Below are 19,148 nucleotides of genomic sequence, written 5' to 3' on the forward strand. Positions count from 1 at the left end.
CACCATGGACATCCCCGCGCTCGGCGACGCCGAGGAAATCTCCTGCGACGTCCTCGTCATCGGGGGCGGCACCGCCGGCACGATGGCGGCGCTGACCGCCGCCGAGCGCGGGGCGCGCGTACTGCTGCTGGAGAAGGCGCACGTCCGCCACTCCGGCGCCCTCGCCATGGGCATGGACGGGGTCAACAACGCGGTCGTGCCCGGCCGCGCCGAGCCCGACGACTACGTCGCCGAGATCACCCGCGCGAACGACGGCGTCGTCGACCAGTCCACGGTCCGCCAGACGGCCACCCGCGGCTTCGCGATGGTGCAGCGCCTGGAGTCGTACGGGGTGAAGTTCGAGAAGGACGAGCACGGCGAGTACGCGGTGCGCCAGGTGCACCGGTCGGGCTCGTACGTGCTGCCCATGCCCGAGGGCAAGGACGTCAAGAAGGTCCTCTACCGGCAGCTGCGGCGCCGGGAGATGCGCGAGCTGATCCGGATCGAGAACCGCGTGATGCCGGTGCGGGTCCTGACCGCGCCCGACGACGGCCGGGCGATCGGCGCGGCCGCGTTCAACACCCGTACCGGCGCGTTCGTGACCGTGCGCGCCGGGGCGGTGATCCTGGCGACCGGCCCCTGCGGGCGGCTCGGACTCCCGGCCTCCGGATACCTGTACGGCACGTACGAGAACCCGACGAACGCCGGTGACGGCTACGCCATGGCCTACCACGCCGGCGCCGCGCTGACCGGTATCGAGTGCTTCCAGATCAACCCGCTGATCAAGGACTACAACGGGCCGGCGTGCGCGTACGTCGCGAACCCCTTCGGCGGCTACCAGGTCAACCGGCACGGCGAGCGGTTCGTGGACTCCGACTACTGGTCGGGGCAGATGATGGCCGAGTTCGCCGCCGAACTGGCCTCGGACCGGGGCCCGGTGTTCCTGAAGCTGAGCCACCTCCCGGAGGAGTCGGTGGCGTCCCTCGAATCGATCCTGCACACCACGGAGCGGCCGACCCGCGGCACCTTCCACGCGAACCGCGGCCACGACTACCGCACCCACGACATCGAGATGCACATCTCGGAGATCGGCCTGTGCGGCGGCCACTCGGCCTCGGGCGTCCGCGTCGACGACCACGCCCGCACGACCGTCCCGCGGCTGTACGCGGCCGGTGACCTGGCCTCCGTACCGCACAACTACATGATCGGGGCCTTCGTCTTCGGCGACCTGGCGGGTGCGGACGCCGCCCGGTACCGGCCCTACGAGGGCGCCCTGCCCGCGGACCAGCTGGCGGCGGCGCACGAGCTGGTCTACCGGCCGCTGCGGCATCCGGACGGGCCGCCGCAGCCGCAGGTGGAGTACAAGCTGCGCAGGTTCGTGAACGACTACGTGGCTCCGCCGAAGACGGGCGCGAAGCTGTCCCTCGCGGTGGAGGCCTTCGACCGGATGAGCGGGGAGATCGGCGAGATGGGGGCCACCACCGCCCACGAGCTGATGCGGTGCGCGGAGGTGTCGTTCATCCGGGACTGCGCGGAGATGGCAGCGCGGGCCTCGCTGGCCCGTACGGAGTCCCGCTGGGGGCTGTACCACGAGCGGACCGACCATCCGGAGCGGGACGACTCGGGCTGGCTGCACCATCTGGACCTGCGCAAGTCCGCTTCGGGGACGATGGAGTTCACCGCGCGGCCGGTGGAGCCGTACCTGGTGCCGGTGGACGGGTTCAGCCCGCTCGGCGGCCCCGAGCGGCACCTGGGCGAGGTCGCGCTGGTGCCGGTGGCGACGGCCGGGCCGCGGCGTACGCCTCCGGCGGCGCGGACGGGCTCTGCCGCCGCGGCGACGTCCGCCGGCGACCCCGCGGACACCGCGGCGGGCACCGCCGGGACTGCCGCCGGCTCCTCGCCGCGGATCCTCGAACTCCTCGCGCTCGCCGAGGAGTCCCCGGAGCTCGGCGCCCTGCGCCCCTACCTGACCGACGCCGATCCGGCCGTCCGCACCACGGCCGTGGCCGCGCTCGGCGAGACCGTGCCGGCCGGGGCCGGACCGGCGCTGGCCGAGCGGCTGGCGGACTGCGACCCCGCCGTACGGGCCGCGGCCGCGGCCGCGTTGCGCGAGCTGCTGGAGGTCCTGCCGGGCGGGCCCGAGCTCGGCACGGGGCTGCGGGCGGCCCTGGCCGTGCCCGACCCGGCGGTGCGCTCGGCCGCGCTCGAAGCGCTGCGGACGCTGCGGCTGGGGGACGCCGGGCTGTACGCGGCCGCGCTCGCGGACGCCGAGGTCGACGTACGGATCCACGCGGTGCGGGGTCTGGTGTCCGTGGACGCGGCGGCGGAACTGGCCGCGTCCGCCGGGGACCCGGCCCGTGAGGTGCGGGTGGCCGTCGCCAAGGGCCTGGCCGCGGTGCGCGACCCGGCACCGGCGCCGCTGGACCCGCTGCTGTCGGACGCCGATCCGCTGGTACGGGGTGCGGCGCTGGGTGCGCTGGCCGCGGTGGGCTGCCCGGGCGGGTACGCCCGTACGGCGGTGGCAGCGCTGGCCGATCCGGCGTGGCAGGTGCGTGCGGGGGCGGCGGCCGGACTGTCGGCGGCCGCCGCGGAGGCGGCGGTGCCGGCGCTGGCGAAGGCCCTGGCCGACACGGACGCGGACGTCCGCAAGGCGGCGGTGCTCGCCCTGCTGGCGCACCGGGACTCCGCGGAGGCCCGGGCCGCCCTCGCCACGGCGGTCGGTGACGCCGACGCGGACGTGCGGGCGTACGCGGCCCGCGCCTGACCGGCGGGGCGGCCGGGCCCCGTTCGGAGGCGCGCCGCGTGCGCCGGGCGGGGCGGCCCGGGATGGTGGACGGACCGTATGGAAACGGAACCCGTACCCCGTACCCCCACCGCGAGGAGCCGCCGCCATGACCGTACGCAGCCTGAGGACCCTCGTCACCTGCGCGGCCGCCGTGTCGCTGGGCCTGACCGCCGTGGCCCCGGCGCACGGGGTCGAGGGGCCCGCGCCCGACCCGCGCAACGCGCAGGCCATGCGGGACATGGCGACGGCGATCGCGGCGACGGCGAAGTACGCGGACGAGCGGCAGGCCATCAAGGACGGGTACGTCCCGCACGGCGAGCAGTGCATGAGCAACCCGTTCGGGGTGGGCGCCATGAACTACCACTACGTCAAGCAGGCCAACTGGGGTTCGACGGACCCCGCGAGGCCCACCGCGCTCCTCTACAGCAAGGACAAGGACCGCAGCGGCCGCCGCAGGCTGGAGACGGTGGAGTGGATGTCCACCGACCGGGACCAGGACCTGAAGACCGCCGACGACCGGCCGAGCATGTTCGGCCTGCCCTTCGACGGCCCCATGCCTGGCCACTGGGCGGGCATGCCCAAGCACTACGACCTGCACATGTGGGCGTACAGGGAGAACCCGGCCGGCCGCTTCCACAACTGGAACCCGGCCCTGACCTGCCCGAAGAAGGCTGCCACTCCGGGCAAGCCGGCCTCCGCCCACGCCCACTGAGCCCGCGCCCGCAGGTGGAGTCAAGTGTCATGCGCACATGACTCACTCATCAGGACGGTGTTCCGCGGATCCCCGGCGATACGCTGGTCGCACTCGCGAGACTCCGGCTCATGGGAGCACTGATGAACCCGGAACACAGCTGGCCGCTCCCCCCGCCGGGCGGCTGGACCGCCGACGACCTGGACACGCTTCCGAATCTGCCTCCGCACACGGAGTTGATCGACGGGAGCCTGGTCTTCGTGAGTCCGCAGACTCGATTTCACATGCGCGCGGTCAACTTCCTCACCCGGCACCTCATGGATCAGCAGCCACCGGGCCTGGAGGTGTTCCGCGAGTTCACGATCGACATCGACCGTCACAACCGTCCCGAACCCGATCTCATTGTCGTGGACGAAAGCGCCGTGGGCGATCTGAACCAGACCCGGCTCCCTGCGGAGTCCGTTCACCTGGCCATCGAAGTGGTCTCGCCCCAGTCCGTCGGCCGCGATCGTGGCGTCAAGCCGGTCAAGTACGCAGAAGCAGGCATTCTTCACTTCTGGCGGGTGGAGAACAAGGACGGCCGGGCCGTGGTTTACGTGTACGAATTGGACCCGTCGACCCGGAGCTACGGGACTGCAGGAATCTTCCACGACCGCCTCAAGGTCTCGTCCCCCTTCGACATCGACCTCGACCTGACATCCATCACCCCCGAACGGCGCACCGCCGAGTAGACCCGCACACAGCCAAGGGCCCGGCTCCCCCCGAGGGAGCCGGGCCCTTCGCCGTGGCCTGTGAGCCGGTCAGCGGACGAACGTGCTCGCCTGCCCGGCCAGGTCCAGGAAGTACTGCGGTGCCAGGCCCAGGACCAGGGTGACCGCGACGCCCACCGCGATGGTCGTCATCGTCAGCGGCGAGGGGACGGCCACCGTCGGGCCGTCGGCCTTCGGCTCGCTGAAGAACATCAGGACGATCACCCGGATGTAGAAGAACGCGGCGATCGCGGACGACAGGACACCGACCACGACCAGCGCTCCCGCGCCGCCCTCGGCCGCCGCGCTGAACACGGCGAACTTGCCCGTGAAACCCGACGTCAGCGGGATGCCGGCGAAGGCCAGCAGGAACACCGCGAAGACGGCCGCAGTCAGCGGCGAACGCCGGCCCAGACCGGCCCACTTGGACAGGTGCGTCGCCTCGCCGCCCGCGTCGCGCACCAGCGTGACCACCGCGAACGCGCCGATCGTCACGAAGGAGTAGGCGAGCAGGTAGAAGAGGACGGACTGGACGCCCTCCGCCGACGTCGCGATCACACCGGCCAGGATGAAGCCGGCATGCGCGATCGAGGAGTACGCCAGGAGCCGCTTGACGTCCGTCTGGGTCACGGCGATCACCGCGCCCGCCAGCATCGTGACGATGGCCACCGCCCACATCACCGGGCGCCAGTCCCAGCGCAGCCCCGGCAGGACCACGTACAGCAGCCGCAGCAGGGCGCCGAAGGCGGCCACCTTCGTCGCCGCCGCCATGAAGCCGGTGACCGGGGTCGGGGCGCCCTGGTAGACGTCCGGGGTCCACATGTGGAAGGGGACCGCACCGACCTTGAAGAGCAGGCCGGTCAGGATCAGCGCGCCGCCCATGAGCAGCAGCGCGTCGTTGCCCATGGTGCCGGCCAGCGCCGGGTCGATCTTCGTGATCGTGCCGTCCACCACGTCGGCGATCACCGCGTACGACACGGAGCCCGCGTAGCCGTAGAGCAGCGCGATGCCGAAGAGGAGGAAGGCGGAGGAGAAGGCGCCCAGGAGGAAGTACTTCACCGCGGCCTCCTGCGACATCAGCCGCTGGCGGCGGGCGACGGCGCAGAGCAGGTACAGCGGGAGGGAGAAGACCTCCAGGGCGACGAACAGCGTCAGCAGGTCGTTGGCCGCAGGGAAGATCAGCATGCCCGCGATCGCGAACAGGGCCAGCGGGAAGACCTCGGTGGTGGTGAAGCCCGCCTTGACGGCGGCCTTCTCGCTGTCGCTGCCCGGTACCGACGCCGCCTGGGCGGCGAAGGAGTCCACCCGGTTGCCGTGTGCGGCCGGGTCCAGGCGCCGCTCGGCGAAGGTGAAGACCGCGACGACCGAGGCCAGCAGGATGGTGCCCTGCAGGAAGAGCGCGGGGCCGTCCACGGCGATGGCGCCCATCGCGGCGACGTGCGCCTTGGCCGAGCCGTACCCGCCGGCCGCGAGGCCGACCACCGCGGCGAAGGCCGAGGCCAGCGCGGCGAGGGCCAGGAACACCTGGACGTAGTAGCGGGCCCTGCGGGGCACGAAGGCCTCCACGAGGATCCCGACGACGGCCGCGCCCACCACGATCAGCGTGGGAGCGAGCTGTGCGTACTCGATGGTCGGCGCCGGGATCCGGTCGGCCGGCGTGTCGGCCGCCAGTGTCCACAGGCTGTGGGCGGAAGTCAGTGTGCTCACTTCGCCTCCTCCCCGTTCTTGGCTTCGACGGCGACCTCGGGCGCCGGGTCCGTCTGCTTCACGTCCGACATGGTGTGCTCCACCGCCGGGTTGACGATGTCGGTGAGGACCTTCGGGTAGACGCCCAGCCCGATCAGCAGCGCGATCAGCGGGGCGACCACCAGCACCTCCCGCAGGCGCAGGTCCGGCATGGTGCGGACCTCCTCCTTCACGGGCCCGGTCATCGTGCGCTGGTAGAGCACGAGCGTGTAGAGCGCGGCCAGCACGATGCCGACGGTGGCGATGATCCCGACGACCGGGTAGCGGGCGAACGTGCCGACCAGCACCAGGAACTCGCTGACGAAGGGTGCGAGGCCCGGCAGCGAGAGGGTGGCGAGGCCGCCGATGAGGAAGGTCCCGGCGAGGACCGGGGCCACCTTCTGGACGCCGCCGTAGTCGGCGATGAGCCGCGAGCCGCGCCGCGAGATCAGGAAGCCGGCCACCAGCATCAGCGCCGCCGTCGACAGGCCGTGGTTGACCATGTAGAGGGTGGCGCCGGACTGGCCCTGGGAGGTCATCGCGAAGATGCCCAGGATGATGAAGCCGAAGTGCGAGATGGAGGCGTAGGCCACCAGCCGCTTGATGTCCCGCTGCCCGACCGCGACCAGCGCCCCGTACACGATGCTGACCAGCGCCAGTACGAGGACCACCGGCGTGGCCCACTTGCTGGCGTCGGGGAAGAGCCCGAGGCAGAAGCGGAGCATCGCGAAGGTGCCCACCTTGTCGACGACCGCGGTGATCAGTACGGCGACGGGCGCGGTGGACTCGCCCATCGCGTTGGGCAGCCAGGTGTGCAGCGGCCACAGCGGGGCCTTCACCGCGAAGGCGAAGAAGAAGCCGAGGAACAGCAGCCGCTCGGTGTTCGTCGCCATGTCGAGGGTGCCCGCGGCCCGGGCGGCGGTGATCTCCTGGAGGGAGAAGTTCCCGGCGACCACGTACAGGCCGATGACCGCGGCCAGCATGATCAGGCCGCCGACCAGGTTGTAGAGCAGGAACTTGACCGCCGCGTAGCTGCGCTGCGCGGCCGCGTTCTCGTCCGAGCCGGTGTGGGCCCGGTCCCCGAAGCCGCCGATGAGGAAGTACATCGGGATGAGCATGGCTTCGAAGAAGATGTAGAAGAGGAAGACGTCGGTGGCCTCGAAGGAGATGATCACCATCGCCTCGACCATGAGGATCAGGGCGAAGAAGCCCTGGGTCGGCCGCCAGCGCTGGGAGCTGGTTTCGGTGGGGCCTCCCCTGCTCGAAGAGTTCGGGGATGCGTCGGCGTCGTGCCAGCCGGCCGCGATCACGAAGGGGATCAGGAGCGCGGTGAGTCCGATGAGGACCACCCCGATCCCGTCCACGCCCAGCTCGTAGCGGACACCGAAGTCGGGGATCCAGGCGCGGGATTCGGTGAGCTGGTAGCGGTCGCCACCGGGTTCGAAGCGGACCGCGACGAGCACGGCCAGGGCCAGTGTCGCCAGCGAGAACAGCAGCGCGAGCCACTTGGCGGCGGTCCGGCGGGCGGCCGGGACGGCCGCCGTGAGGATCGCGCCGACCGCGGGCACCGCGGCCGTGACCGTCAGAAGCGGGAAGTCCATGTCACACCGCCCTCATCAGCAGGGTCGCGGCGATCAGGACCGCCGTGCCCCCGAACATCGAGACCGCGTAGCTGCGGGCGTAGCCGTTCTGCAGCTTGCGCAGCCGGCCCGAGAGGCCGCCGACCGAGGCGGCCGTCCCGTTGACCACGCCGTCGACCAGGCTGTGGTCGACGTACACGAGGGAGCGGGTCAGGTGCTCCCCGCCGCGCACCAGCACGACGTGGTTGAAGTCGTCCTGGTACAGGTCGCGGCGGGCCGCCCGGGTGAGGAAGGAGCCGCGCGGGGCGACGACCGGGACGGGCCGCTTGCCGTACATCCCCCAGGCGATGCCGACTCCGACGAGGAGCATCACCATGGTGGCCGCGGTGACCGTCATGGCGCTGACCGGCGGGTTGCCGTGGGAGTAGCCGGTGACGGGCTCCAGCCACTTCAGGAAGCGCTCGCCGATCTCGAAGAAGGCGCCGGCGAAGACCGACCCGAAGGCCAGGATGACCATCGGAATGGTCATGGACCTCGGGGACTCGTGCGGGTGCGGCTCGTGGCCGTCCGCGGCCGGCTGCCAGCGCTTCTCACCGAAGAAGGTGAGGAGCATGACGCGGGTCATGTAAAAGGCGGTGATGCCGGCGCCCAGCAGGGTGACCCCGCCGAGGATCCAGCCCTCGGTGCCGCCCTTCGCGAAGGCCGCCTCGATGATCATGTCCTTGGAGAAGAAGCCGGACAGGCCCGGGAAGCCGATGATCGCCAGGTAGCCGAGGCCGAAGGTGACGAAGGTGACCGGCATGTACGTGCGCAGGCCCCCGTACTTGCGCATGTCGACCTCGTCGTTCATCCCGTGCATCACGGAACCCGCGCCGAGGAAGAGGCCGGCCTTGAAGAAGCCGTGGGTCACCAGGTGCATGATCGCGAAGACGTAGCCGATCGGGCCGAGACCGGCGGCGAGGATCATGTAGCCGATCTGCGACATCGTCGAGCCGGCCAGGGCCTTCTTGATGTCGTCCTTCGCGCAACCGACGATCGCACCGAAGAGGAGCGTGACCGCGCCCACGACGGTGACGGCCAGCTGGGCGTCGGGCGCCCCGTTGAAGATCGCGGCGGAGCGGACGATCAGGTAGACGCCCGCGGTCACCATCGTCGCCGCGTGGATCAGGGCCGAGACCGGGGTCGGGCCCTCCATCGCGTCCCCGAGCCAGGACTGCAGCGGCACCTGCGCCGACTTGCCGCAGGCCGCCAGGAGCAGCATCAGGCCGATGGCGGTGAGCGTGCCCTCCGAGGCCTCGCCCACCGCGCCGAACACCGGCCCGAAGGCGAACGTCCCGAACGTGGTGAACATCAGCATGATCGCGATCGACAGGCCCATGTCGCCGACGCGGTTGACCAGGAAGGCCTTCTTGGCGGCCGTGGCCGCGCTGGGCTTGTGCTGCCAGAAGCCGATCAGCAGGTACGAGGCGAGGCCCACACCCTCCCAGCCGAAGTACAGCAGGAGGTAGTTGTCGGCGAGGACCAGCAGCAGCATGGCCGCGACGAACAGGTTGAGGTAGCCGAAGAAGCGGCGGCGGCGCTCGTCGTGCTCCATGTACCCGATCGAGTACACGTGGATGAGCGTGCCGACGCCCGAGATGAGCAGGACGAACGTCATCGACAGCTGGTCCAGCTGGAACGCCATGTCGGCCTGGAAGCCCTCGACGGGGATCCAGGTGTACAGGTTCTGCGTCAGCGTCCGGTCGTCGGCGCCGCGCCCCAGCATGTCCGCGAACAGGGCGACGCCGATCCCGAAGGAGACGGCCGCGAGCAGGGTGCCGAGCCAGTGGCCGGTCTTGTCGAGGCGCCGGCCGCCGCAGAGCAGCACCACCGCTCCGAGCAGGGGCGCCGCGATCAGCAGCGCAATCAGGTTCTCCACAGCGACCCCTTACAGCTTCATCAGGCTGGCGTCGTCGACCGAGGCCGAGTGGCGGGTACGGAACAGCGACACGATGATCGCCAGGCCGACCACGACCTCCGCAGCGGCGACGACCATGGTGAAGAAGGCGATGATCTGGCCGTCGAGGTTGCCGTGCATCCGGGAGAACGCGACGAAGGCGAGGTTGCAGGCGTTGAGCATCAGCTCGACGCACATGAACAGCACGATCGCGTTCTTGCGGATCAGCACGCCGGTGGCGCCGATCGTGAACAGCAGGGCCGCCAGATACAGGTAGTTGACCGGATTCACTTCGAGGCCTCCTCACGGCCGAGGCGCTCCGCGGAACTCTGTTCCAGCGCCTTGAGGTCGTCGAGCGCCTCGCTGGAGACGTCGCGGATCTGACCGCGGGCGCGCAGCGTCTTGCTGACCGTCAGCTCGGACGGGGTGCCGTCCGGCAGCAGGCCGGCGACGTCCACCGCGTTGTGCCGGGCGTAGACGCCGGGCGCGGGCAGCGGCGGGAGCTGCACCCCCTCGCGCACGCGGCGCTCGGCCAGCTCGCGCTGGGTCGCGGCCCGTTCGGTGCGCTCGCGGTGGGTGAGCACCATCGCACCGACGGCCGCGGTGATCAGCAGCGCGCCGGTGATCTCGAAGGCGAAGACGTACTTGGTGAAGATCAGCTGCGCCAGACCTTCGACGTGCCCGGCGGAGTTGACCCGGCCGAGCCCGTTGAACTGGCTCAGCCCGGCGTGGCCGATGCCGGCGAACAGCAGGATGCCGAAGCCGAGGCCGCACAGGACGCCCAGCCAGCGCTGCCCCTTGATGGTCTCCTTCAGGGAGTCGGCGGCGGTGACGCCGACGAGCATGACCACGAAGAGGAAGAGCATCATGATCGCGCCGGTGTAGACGATGATCTGGACGACGCCCAGGAAGTACGCCCCGTTGGCGAGGTAGAAGACGGCCAGGATGATCATCGTCCCGGCGAGGCTGAGTGCGCTGTGCACGGCCTTCTTCATCAGGATCGTGGCCAGCGCGCCGATGACGGCGACCGTGCCGAGGATCCAGAACTGCACGGCCTCGCCACCGGAGGTGGCGGTCGCGGCGATGGCGCTCATGCCCCCACCTCCGCCGCGGTGCCGCCGTCGGCGTCGGCCGGCTCCTCGCCCTTGGAGACCGCCACCTGCCGGACCGTGCCCGGGGCGGCGCCCGTCACCAGTCCGCGGTAGTAGTCCTGCTCGTCGGTGCCGGGGAAGATCGAGTGCGGGGCCTCGACCATGCCCTCGCTCAGACCGGCGAGCAGCTGCTCCTTGGTGTAGATGAGCGACTCGCGGCTGGCGTCGGCCAGTTCGAACTCGTTCGTCATGGTCAGCGCCCGGGTCGGGCACGCCTCGACGCACAGCCCGCACAGGATGCAGCGGGCGTAGTTGATCTGGTAGACCCGGCCGTACCGCTCACCCGGGGAGTAGCGCTCCTCCTCGGTGTTGTCGGCGCCCTCCACGTAGATGGCGTCGGCGGGACAGGCCCAGGCGCACAGCTCGCACCCGATGCACTTCTCCAGACCGTCGGGGTGCCGGTTGAGCTGGTGCCGTCCGTGGAAGCGCGGGGCGGTGGTCTTCTGCTGCTCCGGGTACTGCTCGGTGAGGCGCTTCTTGAACATGGCCTTGAAGGTCACGCCGAAGCCGGCCACCGGGTTCTGCCACTTCTCGTCAGACATTCTCAGCACCCTCCTCTCGGTCACTGTCGGGGTTCGCGCCGCCACTGACGATCAGCTCCCGCTCGCTGCGGGGCCGCCTGCGGGGTACGGGTGCCAGGTGCTGGCCGGGCTTGGGCGGTACGGGGAACCCGCCCGCCAGCGGGTCGAAGGGCTCCGCGTCCTTGGCGGCGTCCGCGGCCGCGGCCTTCTCGCGCTTGTCGCGGAAGACGTCCGCGACGAGGGAGAGCAGCAGGATCGCCACGACGGCGCCGCCGACGTAGAGGGCGATGTCACCGATCTCGTACGCCTCGTTGCGCAGCGCCCGGACGGTGGCGACCATCATCAGCCAGACCACGGAGACCGGGATCAGGACCTTCCAGCCGAGCTTCATCAGCTGGTCGTAGCGCACGCGCGGCAGCGTGCCGCGCAGCCAGATGAAGAAGAACAGGAGCAGCTGCACCTTCAGGACGAACCAGAGCAGCGGCCACCAGCCGTGGTTCGCGCCCTCCCAGAAGTGACTGATCGGGTACGGGGCCCGCCAGCCGCCCAGGAACAGGGTGACCGAGACCGCCGAGACGGTGACCATGTTGACGTACTCGGCGAGCATGAACAGCGCGAACTTGATGGACGAGTACTCGGTGTTGAAGCCGCCGACCAGGTCGCCTTCGGACTCCGGCATGTCGAAGGGGGCGCGGTTGGTCTCGCCGACCATCGTGACGACGTAGATGATGAAGGACACCGGCAGCAGCACGATGAACCAGCGGTCCTGCTGGGCATCGACGATCGCCGAGGTCGACATCGATCCGGAGTAGAGGAAGACCGAGGCGAAGGCCGCGCCCATCGCGATCTCGTAGGAGATCATCTGAGCGCAGGAACGCAGGCCGCCGAGGAGCGGGTACGTGGAGCCGGAGGACCAGCCCGCGAGGACGATGCCGTAGATGCCGACCGAGGCCACAGCGAGGATGTAGAGCATCGCGATGGGCAGGTCGGTCAGCTGCATCGAGGTGCGCTGGCCGAAGATGGAGACCTCGTCTCCGGCCGGGCCGAAGGGGATCACCGCGATGGCCATGAAGGCCGGGATCGCCGCGATGATCGGGGCCAGGACGTAGACGACCTTGTCGGCCCGCTTGACGATGATGTCTTCCTTGAGCATCAGCTTCACGCCGTCGGCGAGCGACTGGAGCATGCCCCACGGGCCGTGCCGGTTGGGGCCGATGCGCAGCTGCATCCAGGCGACGACCTTGCGCTCCCACACGATGGAGAAGAGCACCGTCACCATCAGGAAGGCGAAGCAGAACACCGCCTTGACGACGACGAGCCACCAGACGTCCCGTCCGAAGACGGACAGGTCCTCGGCAGCGAGTTGAACGGTGTTCACGCGCCCACCTCCGCAGTGGTGTCGCCTGCGCCGGCCGGGGTCGCCGGACCGATGCGTACGAGGGTGCCCGGGCGGGCTCCGGCGTCGGCGAGGACGCCGGAGCCGGTGGAGTTCAGCGGGAGCCAGACCACGCGGTCGGGCATCTCGGTGATCCGGAGCGGGAGTTCCACGGTGCCGGCGGGGCCGGTGACCGCGAGGACGTCGCCGTCCTTGACGCCCGTCTCGGCGGCCGTGGCGGCCGACAGCCGGGCGCCGGCCTCGTGCCGGGTTCCGGCCAGGGCCTCGTCGCCCTCCTGGAGCCGGCCCTGGTCGAGGAGGAGCCGGTGGCCCGCGAGGACCGCCTCGCCGACGCCGGGACGGGGCAGCGGCACGGGGTCGGTGGACTGCTCGGCGGCGAGCCCGCCCTCCCAGGGGCCGAGCCGCTCCAGCTCCCGGCGTACGGCGTGCACGTCCGGCAGCGCGATCGGCCGGTCGGCGGCGTCGGCGAGCATGTGCAGCACGCGGGCGTCGGCCGGGGCGAGCCGGCGGGTCATCTGGTCGGGCTTGAGGGCGGCCTCGAACGGCCGGACCCGGCCCTCCCAGTTGATGAACGCGCCCGCCTTCTCGGCGACCGCGGCGACCGGCAGGACCACGTCCGCGTGGTCGGTGACCTCGCTGGGCCGCAGCTCCAGGGAGACCACGAAGGCCTCCGTCAGGGCGGTCCGCGCGCGGGCCGGGTCGGGCAGGTCGGTGACCTCGACGCCCGCGACCAGCAGCGCGGACAGTTCCCCGGTGGCCGCCGCCTCGACGATCTGGCCGGTGTCGCGGCCGTAGCGGTGCGGGAGTTCGTCCAGGCCCCAGGCGGTGGCGACCTCGTCGCGGGCCCGCGGGTCGGTCGCCGGCCGGCCGCCCGGCAGCAGGGACGGCAGCGCGCCGGCCTCGACGGCCGCCCGCTCCCCGGCCCGGCGGGGGATCCACACCAGCTTCGCCCCGGTCGCGGCGGCCGCCCGTACGGCGGCGGTCAGCGCGCCGGGCACGCCGGCGAGGCGCTCCCCGACGACGATGACGGCGCCGGGCCTGCGCAGCGCCTCGGCGGCTTCGGCGCCGCCCGCCTCCAGGCCGGTCCGCGAGGACAGCGCGTCGAGCCAGTCGGGCTCGGTGCCGGGGGCGGCGGCGAGCAGCGTGCCGCCGGCCTTCTCCAGTCCGCGGGTGGCGAAGGGGGCGAGGGCGAAGGTCCGCTGCTTGAACCTGCGGTGGGCCTTGCGCAGCCGCAGGAAGACGCCGGGGGCCTCCTCCTCGGCCTCGATGCCGGCGAGCAGCACCGTGGGCGCCGCCTCCAGCGAGGTGTAGGTGACGCCGTCGCCGTCGAGGTCCTTGCCGGTGCCGGCGACGGTGGCGGCCAGGAAGTCGGCCTCCTCGGCGCTGTGCACGCGGGCCCGGAAGTCGATGTCGTTGGTGTCGAGCACCACCCGGGCGAACTTGGCGTAGGCGTAGGCGTCCTCGACGGTGAGCCGGCCGCCGGTCAGCACGCCGGCCCGGCCGCGCGCGGCGGCGAGCCCGTTCGCGGCGGCCTCCAGGGCCTCGGGCCAGCTCGCCGGTTCCAGCACTCCGGCGGCGTTGCGCACCAGCGGGGTGGTCAGCCGGTCCGGGCGCTGCGCGTAGCGGAACGCGAATCGGCCCTTGTCGCAGACCCACTCCTCGTTGACCTCGGGGTCCTCCGCGGCGAGGCGCCGCAGCACCTTGCCCCGGCGGTGGTCGGTACGGGTCGCGCAGCCGCCCGCGCAGTGCTCGCACACGCTCGGGGAGGACACGAGGTCGAAGGGGCGGGAGCGGAATCGGTACGCGGCCGAGGTGAGGGCGCCGACCGGGCAGATCTGGATGGTGTTGCCGGAGAAGTACGACTCGAAGGGGTCGTCCTCGCCGGTGCCGACCTGCTGGAGCGCGCCGCGTTCCAGCAGCTCGATCATCGGGTCGCCGGCGATCTCGTTGGAGAAGCGGGTGCAGCGGGCGCAGAGCACGCACCGCTCCCGGTCCAGCAGGACCTGCGTGGAGATCGGGACGGGCTTCTCGTAGGTCCGCTTGCGGCCCTCGAAGCGGGACTCGGCGTTGCCGTGCGACATCGCCTGGTTCTGCAGCGGGCACTCGCCGCCCTTGTCGCAGACGGGGCAGTCCAGCGGGTGGTTGATGAGCAGCAGCTCCATCACCCCGCGCTGCGCCTTGTCGGCGACCTCGGAGGTCAGCTGCGTCTTGACGACCATGCCGTCGGTGCAGGTGATGGTGCAGGAGGCCATCGGCTTGCGCTGGCCCTCGACCTCGACGATGCACTGGCGGCAGGCACCGGCCGGGGGCAGGAGGGGGTGGTCGCAGAACCGGGGGATCTCGATGCCGATCTGTTCGGCGGCGCGGATGACGAGGGTGCCCTTGGGCACCGAGAGCTCGACCCCGTCGATGGTCAGCGAGACCAGGTCCTCCGGCGGGACGGCGGCTTCTCCCCCGGAGGCGGCCGTAGTGGTGACGGTCATGCGTTCACCTCCGTGTCGGCCCAGAGGGTCGACTTCCTGGGGTCGAAGGGGCAGCCCTTGCCCGTGATGTGCTGCTCGTACTCCTCGCGGAAGTACTTGAGCGAGGAGAAGATCGGGCTGGCCGCGCCGTCGCCGAGGGCGCAGAAGGACTTGCCGTTGATGTTGTCGGCGATGTCGTTCAGCTTGTCGAGGTCGGACATGACGCCCTTGCCGGCCTCGATGTCGCGGAGCAGCTGGACCAGCCAGTAGGTGCCTTCGCGGCAGGGTGTGCACTTGCCGCAGGACTCGTGCGCGTAGAACTCGGTCCACCGGGTGACGGCCCGCACCACGCAGGTGGTCTCGTCGAAGCACTGGAGGGCCTTGGTGCCGAGCATCGAGCCGGCGGCGCCGACGCCCTCGTAGTCCAGGGGGACGTCGAGGTGCTCGTCGGTGAACATCGGGGTGGAGGAGCCGCCAGGCGTCCAGAACTTCAGCCGGTGCCCGGGCCGCATGCCGCCGCTCATGTCGAGGAGCTGGCGCAGGGTGATGCCGAGCGGGGCCTCGTACTGGCCTGGTCCGGCGACGTGCCCGGAGAGCGAGTAGAGCGTGAAGCCGGGGGACTTCTCGGTCCCCATCGCCTTGAACCAGTCCTTGCCCTTGTTCAGGATCGCGGGAACCGAGGCGATGGACTCGACGTTGTTGACGACAGTGGGGCACGCGTAGAGCCCCTCGACGGCAGGGAAGGGGGGACGCAGCCGGGGCTGGCCGCGCCGGCCTTCGAGGGAGTCCAGCAGCGCCGTCTCCTCGCCGCAGATGTACGCGCCCGCGCCCGCGTGCACCGTGATGTCGAGGTCGAGGCCGCTGCCGAGGCCGCTCTTTTCCCGATGTCCAGCCTTGCCGAGGTATCCGGCCTCGTACGCCTCGCGCACCGCCTCGTGCAGGCGCCGCAGGACGGGTACGACTTCGCCGCGCAGGTAGATGAAGGCGTGCTGCGAGCGGATCGCGTAGCAGGCGATGATCATTCCCTCGATGAGGGAGTGCGGGTTGGCGAAGAGGAGGGGGATGTCCTTGCAGGTTCCCGGTTCCGACTCGTCCGCGTTCACGACGAGGTAGTGCGGCTTTCCGTCGCCCTGCGGGATGAACTGCCACTTCATGCCGGTGGGGAAGCCCGCGCCGCCACGTCCGCGCAGCCCCGAGTCCTTCACGTAGGCGATCACTTCGTCCGGCGTCATCGCCAGGGCTTTGCGCAGGCCCTCGTAGCCGCCGTGGCGGCGGTAGGTCTCCAGCGTCCACGACCGGGGTTCGTCCCAGAACGCCGACAGGACGGGTGCGAGGAGCTTCTCCGGGCTGGTGCCGTTCTTGCTCAGTTCGGTCGACACGGTCATCACTCCCCTCCCTCGGTACGGGTCTCGCCGCGCGGGTGGACGACCGGGGCGTGCGGGGATTCGCCGCGGGCGATGCGCAGGCCGATCAGGGAGGCGGGGCCGGCGCCGCCGGTGGCCTCGACCGCGCCCGCGCGCTCGTCGGGGAAGCCGGCCAGGATCCGGGCGGTCTCCTTGTACGTGCACAGCGGCGCGCCCCGGGTCGGGGAGACCTCGCGGCCGGCCAGCAGGTCGTCGACCATGGCCTTGGCGGACTCGGGGGTCTGGTTGTCGAAGAACTCCCAGTTGACCATCACCACGGGGGCGTAGTCGCAGGCCGCGTTGCACTCGATGTGTTCGAGGGTGACCTTGCCGTCGGGGGTGGTCTCGTTGTTGCCGACCCCGAGGTGCTCCTTGAGCTCTTCGAAGATGGCGTCGCCGCCCATGACCGCGCACAGGGTGTTGGTGCAGACGCCGACCTGGTAGTCGCCGGAGGGCCGCCGCCGGTACATGGTGTAGAAGGTGGCGACGGCGGTGACCTCGGCAGTGGTCAGGCCGAGCACCTCGGCGCAGAAGCGGACGCCGGTCTTGGAGACGTAGCCCTCGTGCGACTGGCACAGGTGCAGCAGCGGGAGCAGCGCGGAGCGGCTGTCGGGGTAGCGGGCGATGACTTCCTTCGCGTCCGCTTCGAGGCGTGTCCGTACCTCCGCCGGGAAGTCGGGGGCGGGCAGCTGGGGCATGCCCAGCGAGACCCCTCGGTTCTGAGGACTGGCGGTCATCGGTCGACGCCTCCCATCACGGGGTCGATGGAGGCGACGGCGACGATGACGTCGGCGACCTGGCCGCCCTCGCACATCGCTGCCATGGCCTGCAGGTTGGTGAAGGACGGATCGCGGAAGTGGACCCGGTAGGGGCGGGTTCCGCCGTCGGAGACGACGTGGACGCCCAGCTCGCCCTTGGGCGACTCGACGGCCGCGTACGCCTGCCCGGCCGGTACCCGGAAGCCCTCGGTCACCAGCTTGAAGTGGTGGATGAGGGCCTCCATGGAGGTGCCCATGATGTTCCTGATGTGGTCGAGAGAGTTGCCGAGGCCGTCGGGGCCCATGGCCAGCTGCGCGGGCCAGGCGATCTTCTTGTCGGCGACCATCACCGGCCCGGGCTCCAGCCGCTCCAGGCACTGCTCGACGATCCGCAGGGACTGGCGCATCTCCTCCAGGCGGATCAGGAACCGCCCGTAGGAGTCGCAGGTCTCGGTGGTCGGCACGTCGAACTCGTAGGTCTCGTAGCCGCAGTACGGGTCCGACTTGCGCAGGTCGTGCGGCAGGCCGGCGGAGCGCAGGATCGGGCCGGTGGCGCCGAGCGCCATGCAGCCGGAGAGGTCGAGGTAGCCGACGTCCTGCATGCGGGCCTTGAAGATCGGGTTGCCGGTGGCGAGCTTGTCGTACTCCGGCAGGTTCTTCTTCATGGTCTTCACGAACTCGCGCAGCTGGTCGACGGCACCCGGGGGCAGGTCCTGCGCGAGGCCGCCGGGGCGGATGAACGCGTGGTTCATGCGCAGCCCGGTGATCAGCTCGAAGATGTCGAGGATCAGCTCCCGGTCGCGGAAGCCGTAGATCATGATCGTGGTCGCGCCCAGCTCCATGCCGCCGGTGGCGATGCACACCAGGTGGGAGGAGAGCCGGTTGAGCTCCATCAGCAGGACGCGGATGACGGTGGCCCGGTCCGGGATCTGGTCGGTGATGCCGAGGAGCTTCTCGACGCCGAGGCAGTACGCCGTCTCGTTGAAGAACGGCGTCAGGTAGTCCATGCGCGTGACGAAGGTGGTGCCCTGCGTCCAGTTGCGGAATTCGAGGTTCTTCTCGATTCCGGTGTGGAGGTAGCCGATGCCGCAGCGGGCCTCGGTGACGGTCTCGCCGTCGATCTCCAGGATCAGCCGCAGCACACCGTGGGTGGAGGGGTGCTGCGGACCCATGTTGACGACGATCCGCTCGTCGTCGGCCCTGGCCGCCGACTGGACGATCTCGTCCCAGTCGCCGCCGGTGACGGTGTAGACGGTGCCCTCGGTCGTCTCGCGAGCGGAGGAGTGGTTGGACGTGGACATCAGCTGTACGACCTCCGCTGGTCGGGAGCCGGGATCTGGGCGCCCTTGTACTCGACGGGGATGCCGCCGAGCGGGTAGTCCTTGCGCTGCGGGAAGCCCTGCCAGTCGTCCGGCATCATGATCCGGGTGAGGGCCGGGTGCCCGTCGAAGACCAGGCCGAAGAAGTCGTACGTCTCGCGCTCGTGCCAGTCGTTGGTCGGGTAGACGGAGACGAGCGAGGGGACGTGCGGGTCGGCGTCCGGGACGGACACCTCCAGCCGCAGGATCCGGCCGTGGGTGAGCGAGCGCAGGTGGTAGACGGCGTGCAGTTCGCGGCCCTTGTCCCCGGGGAAGTGGACTCCGCTGACGCCGGTGCACAGCTCGAAGCGCAGGGCGGGGTCGTCGCGCAGGGTGCGGGCGACCCGTAGGAGGTGCTCGCGGGCGATGTGGAAGGTGAGCTCGCCCCGGTCGACGACGGTCTTCTCGATGGCGTTCTCCGGGACCAGGTCCTGCTCCTCCAGGGCGCCTTCGAGCTCGTCGGCCACTTCGTCGAAGTAGGAGCCGTACGGCCGGGCGGTCGCGCCGGGCAGGGCGACGGTGCGGACGAGGCCGCCGTAGCCGCTGGTGTCGCCGCCGTTCCCGGCGCCGAACATGCCCTTGCGGACGCCGATCACCTCGGGGCCCTGGGCGCGCGGCGCGGGCAGGCCGCCGCCGCCACCGTCGGAGCCGGGG

15 protein-coding genes are annotated in these 19,148 nt (G+C 70.9%); 3 read left to right on the plus strand and 12 right to left on the minus strand.

Going from position 1 to position 19,148, the window contains the following annotated elements:
- The first annotated feature begins 4 nt into the window (after window positions 1-4).
- From ACZ3X1_RS15670 to ACZ3X1_RS15680, 3 genes are all read left to right on the plus strand, one after another.
- Window positions 5-2,743, plus strand: coding sequence for a fumarate reductase/succinate dehydrogenase flavoprotein subunit (locus ACZ3X1_RS15670; protein WP_467279992.1), 2,739 nt, complete (start codon window positions 5-7; stop codon window positions 2,741-2,743).
- Window positions 2,744-2,870: 127 nt separating this feature from the next.
- Entirely contained in the window at window positions 2,871-3,476 is a 606-nt protein-coding gene (locus ACZ3X1_RS15675) for a hypothetical protein (RefSeq protein ID WP_467279993.1), read from the plus strand.
- Window positions 3,477-3,586: 110 nt separating this feature from the next.
- The gene (locus ACZ3X1_RS15680) at window positions 3,587-4,186 is read left to right on the plus strand and encodes a Uma2 family endonuclease (protein WP_467279994.1); all 600 of its coding nucleotides are present in this window, start codon (window positions 3,587-3,589) and stop codon (window positions 4,184-4,186) included.
- 69 nt (window positions 4,187-4,255) lie between these two features.
- Here ACZ3X1_RS15680 and nuoN read toward each other — a convergent pair whose 3' ends face one another.
- Genes nuoN through ACZ3X1_RS15740 form a run of 12 tightly spaced genes read right to left on the minus strand, consistent with a single transcriptional unit; the run spans window position 4,256 to window position 19,120 of the window.
- Entirely contained in the window at window positions 4,256-5,902 is a 1,647-nt protein-coding gene (gene nuoN, locus ACZ3X1_RS15685) for an NADH-quinone oxidoreductase subunit NuoN (RefSeq protein ID WP_390075939.1), read from the minus strand.
- A 5-nt stretch (window positions 5,903-5,907) separates the two neighbouring features.
- Complete coding sequence (locus ACZ3X1_RS15690; RefSeq protein ID WP_467279995.1) at window positions 5,908-7,530, minus strand: NADH-quinone oxidoreductase subunit M; 1,623 nt, start codon at window positions 7,528-7,530, stop codon at window positions 5,908-5,910.
- A gap of 1 nt (window position 7,531) precedes the next feature.
- Window positions 7,532-9,427, minus strand: a complete 1,896-nt coding sequence (gene nuoL / locus ACZ3X1_RS15695) for an NADH-quinone oxidoreductase subunit L (protein WP_356812031.1) — start codon at window positions 9,425-9,427, stop codon at window positions 7,532-7,534.
- A gap of 9 nt (window positions 9,428-9,436) precedes the next feature.
- The gene (gene nuoK, locus ACZ3X1_RS15700; RefSeq protein WP_030653455.1) at window positions 9,437-9,736 is read right to left on the minus strand and encodes an NADH-quinone oxidoreductase subunit NuoK; all 300 of its coding nucleotides are present in this window, start codon (window positions 9,734-9,736) and stop codon (window positions 9,437-9,439) included.
- On the minus strand, window positions 9,733-10,539 hold the full coding sequence (locus tag ACZ3X1_RS15705; protein ID WP_356812030.1) for an NADH-quinone oxidoreductase subunit J: 807 nt from the start codon (window positions 10,537-10,539) through the stop codon (window positions 9,733-9,735). The genes nuoK and ACZ3X1_RS15705 overlap by 4 nt, the downstream gene beginning before the upstream one ends.
- Entirely contained in the window at window positions 10,536-11,138 is a 603-nt protein-coding gene (gene nuoI, locus ACZ3X1_RS15710) for an NADH-quinone oxidoreductase subunit NuoI (RefSeq protein ID WP_362624977.1), read from the minus strand. The genes ACZ3X1_RS15705 and nuoI overlap by 4 nt, the downstream gene beginning before the upstream one ends.
- Window positions 11,131-12,495 (minus strand): NADH-quinone oxidoreductase subunit NuoH, encoded by a 1,365-nt coding sequence (nuoH, locus tag ACZ3X1_RS15715; RefSeq protein WP_356812028.1) that lies wholly within the window; start codon window positions 12,493-12,495, stop codon window positions 11,131-11,133. The genes nuoI and nuoH overlap by 8 nt, the downstream gene beginning before the upstream one ends.
- Window positions 12,492-14,996 carry an NADH-quinone oxidoreductase subunit G gene (locus ACZ3X1_RS15720; protein ID WP_467279996.1) on the minus strand — a complete coding sequence of 835 codons (2,505 nt, stop codon included), beginning with the start codon at window positions 14,994-14,996 and terminating at the stop codon, window positions 12,492-12,494. The genes nuoH and ACZ3X1_RS15720 overlap by 4 nt, the downstream gene beginning before the upstream one ends.
- Window positions 14,993-16,360: an NADH-quinone oxidoreductase subunit NuoF gene (gene nuoF, locus ACZ3X1_RS15725; RefSeq protein WP_356812026.1), complete on the minus strand. Its 1,368-nt coding sequence runs from the start codon at window positions 16,358-16,360 to the stop codon at window positions 14,993-14,995. Before nuoF ends, ACZ3X1_RS15720 begins: the two co-directional genes overlap by 4 nt.
- Window positions 16,360-17,115 (minus strand): NADH-quinone oxidoreductase subunit NuoE, encoded by a 756-nt coding sequence (nuoE, locus tag ACZ3X1_RS15730; protein WP_356812025.1) that lies wholly within the window; start codon window positions 17,113-17,115, stop codon window positions 16,360-16,362. The genes nuoF and nuoE overlap by 1 nt, the downstream gene beginning before the upstream one ends.
- Window positions 17,112-18,437, minus strand: a complete 1,326-nt coding sequence (locus ACZ3X1_RS15735; protein ID WP_362624973.1) for an NADH-quinone oxidoreductase subunit D — start codon at window positions 18,435-18,437, stop codon at window positions 17,112-17,114. Before ACZ3X1_RS15735 ends, nuoE begins: the two co-directional genes overlap by 4 nt.
- Complete coding sequence (locus ACZ3X1_RS15740) at window positions 18,437-19,120, minus strand: NADH-quinone oxidoreductase subunit C (protein WP_356812074.1); 684 nt, start codon at window positions 19,118-19,120, stop codon at window positions 18,437-18,439. Before ACZ3X1_RS15740 ends, ACZ3X1_RS15735 begins: the two co-directional genes overlap by 1 nt.
- Window positions 19,121-19,148: the final 28 nt, after the last annotated feature.

Source organism: Streptomyces sp. NPDC023541 (assembly GCF_055559995.1).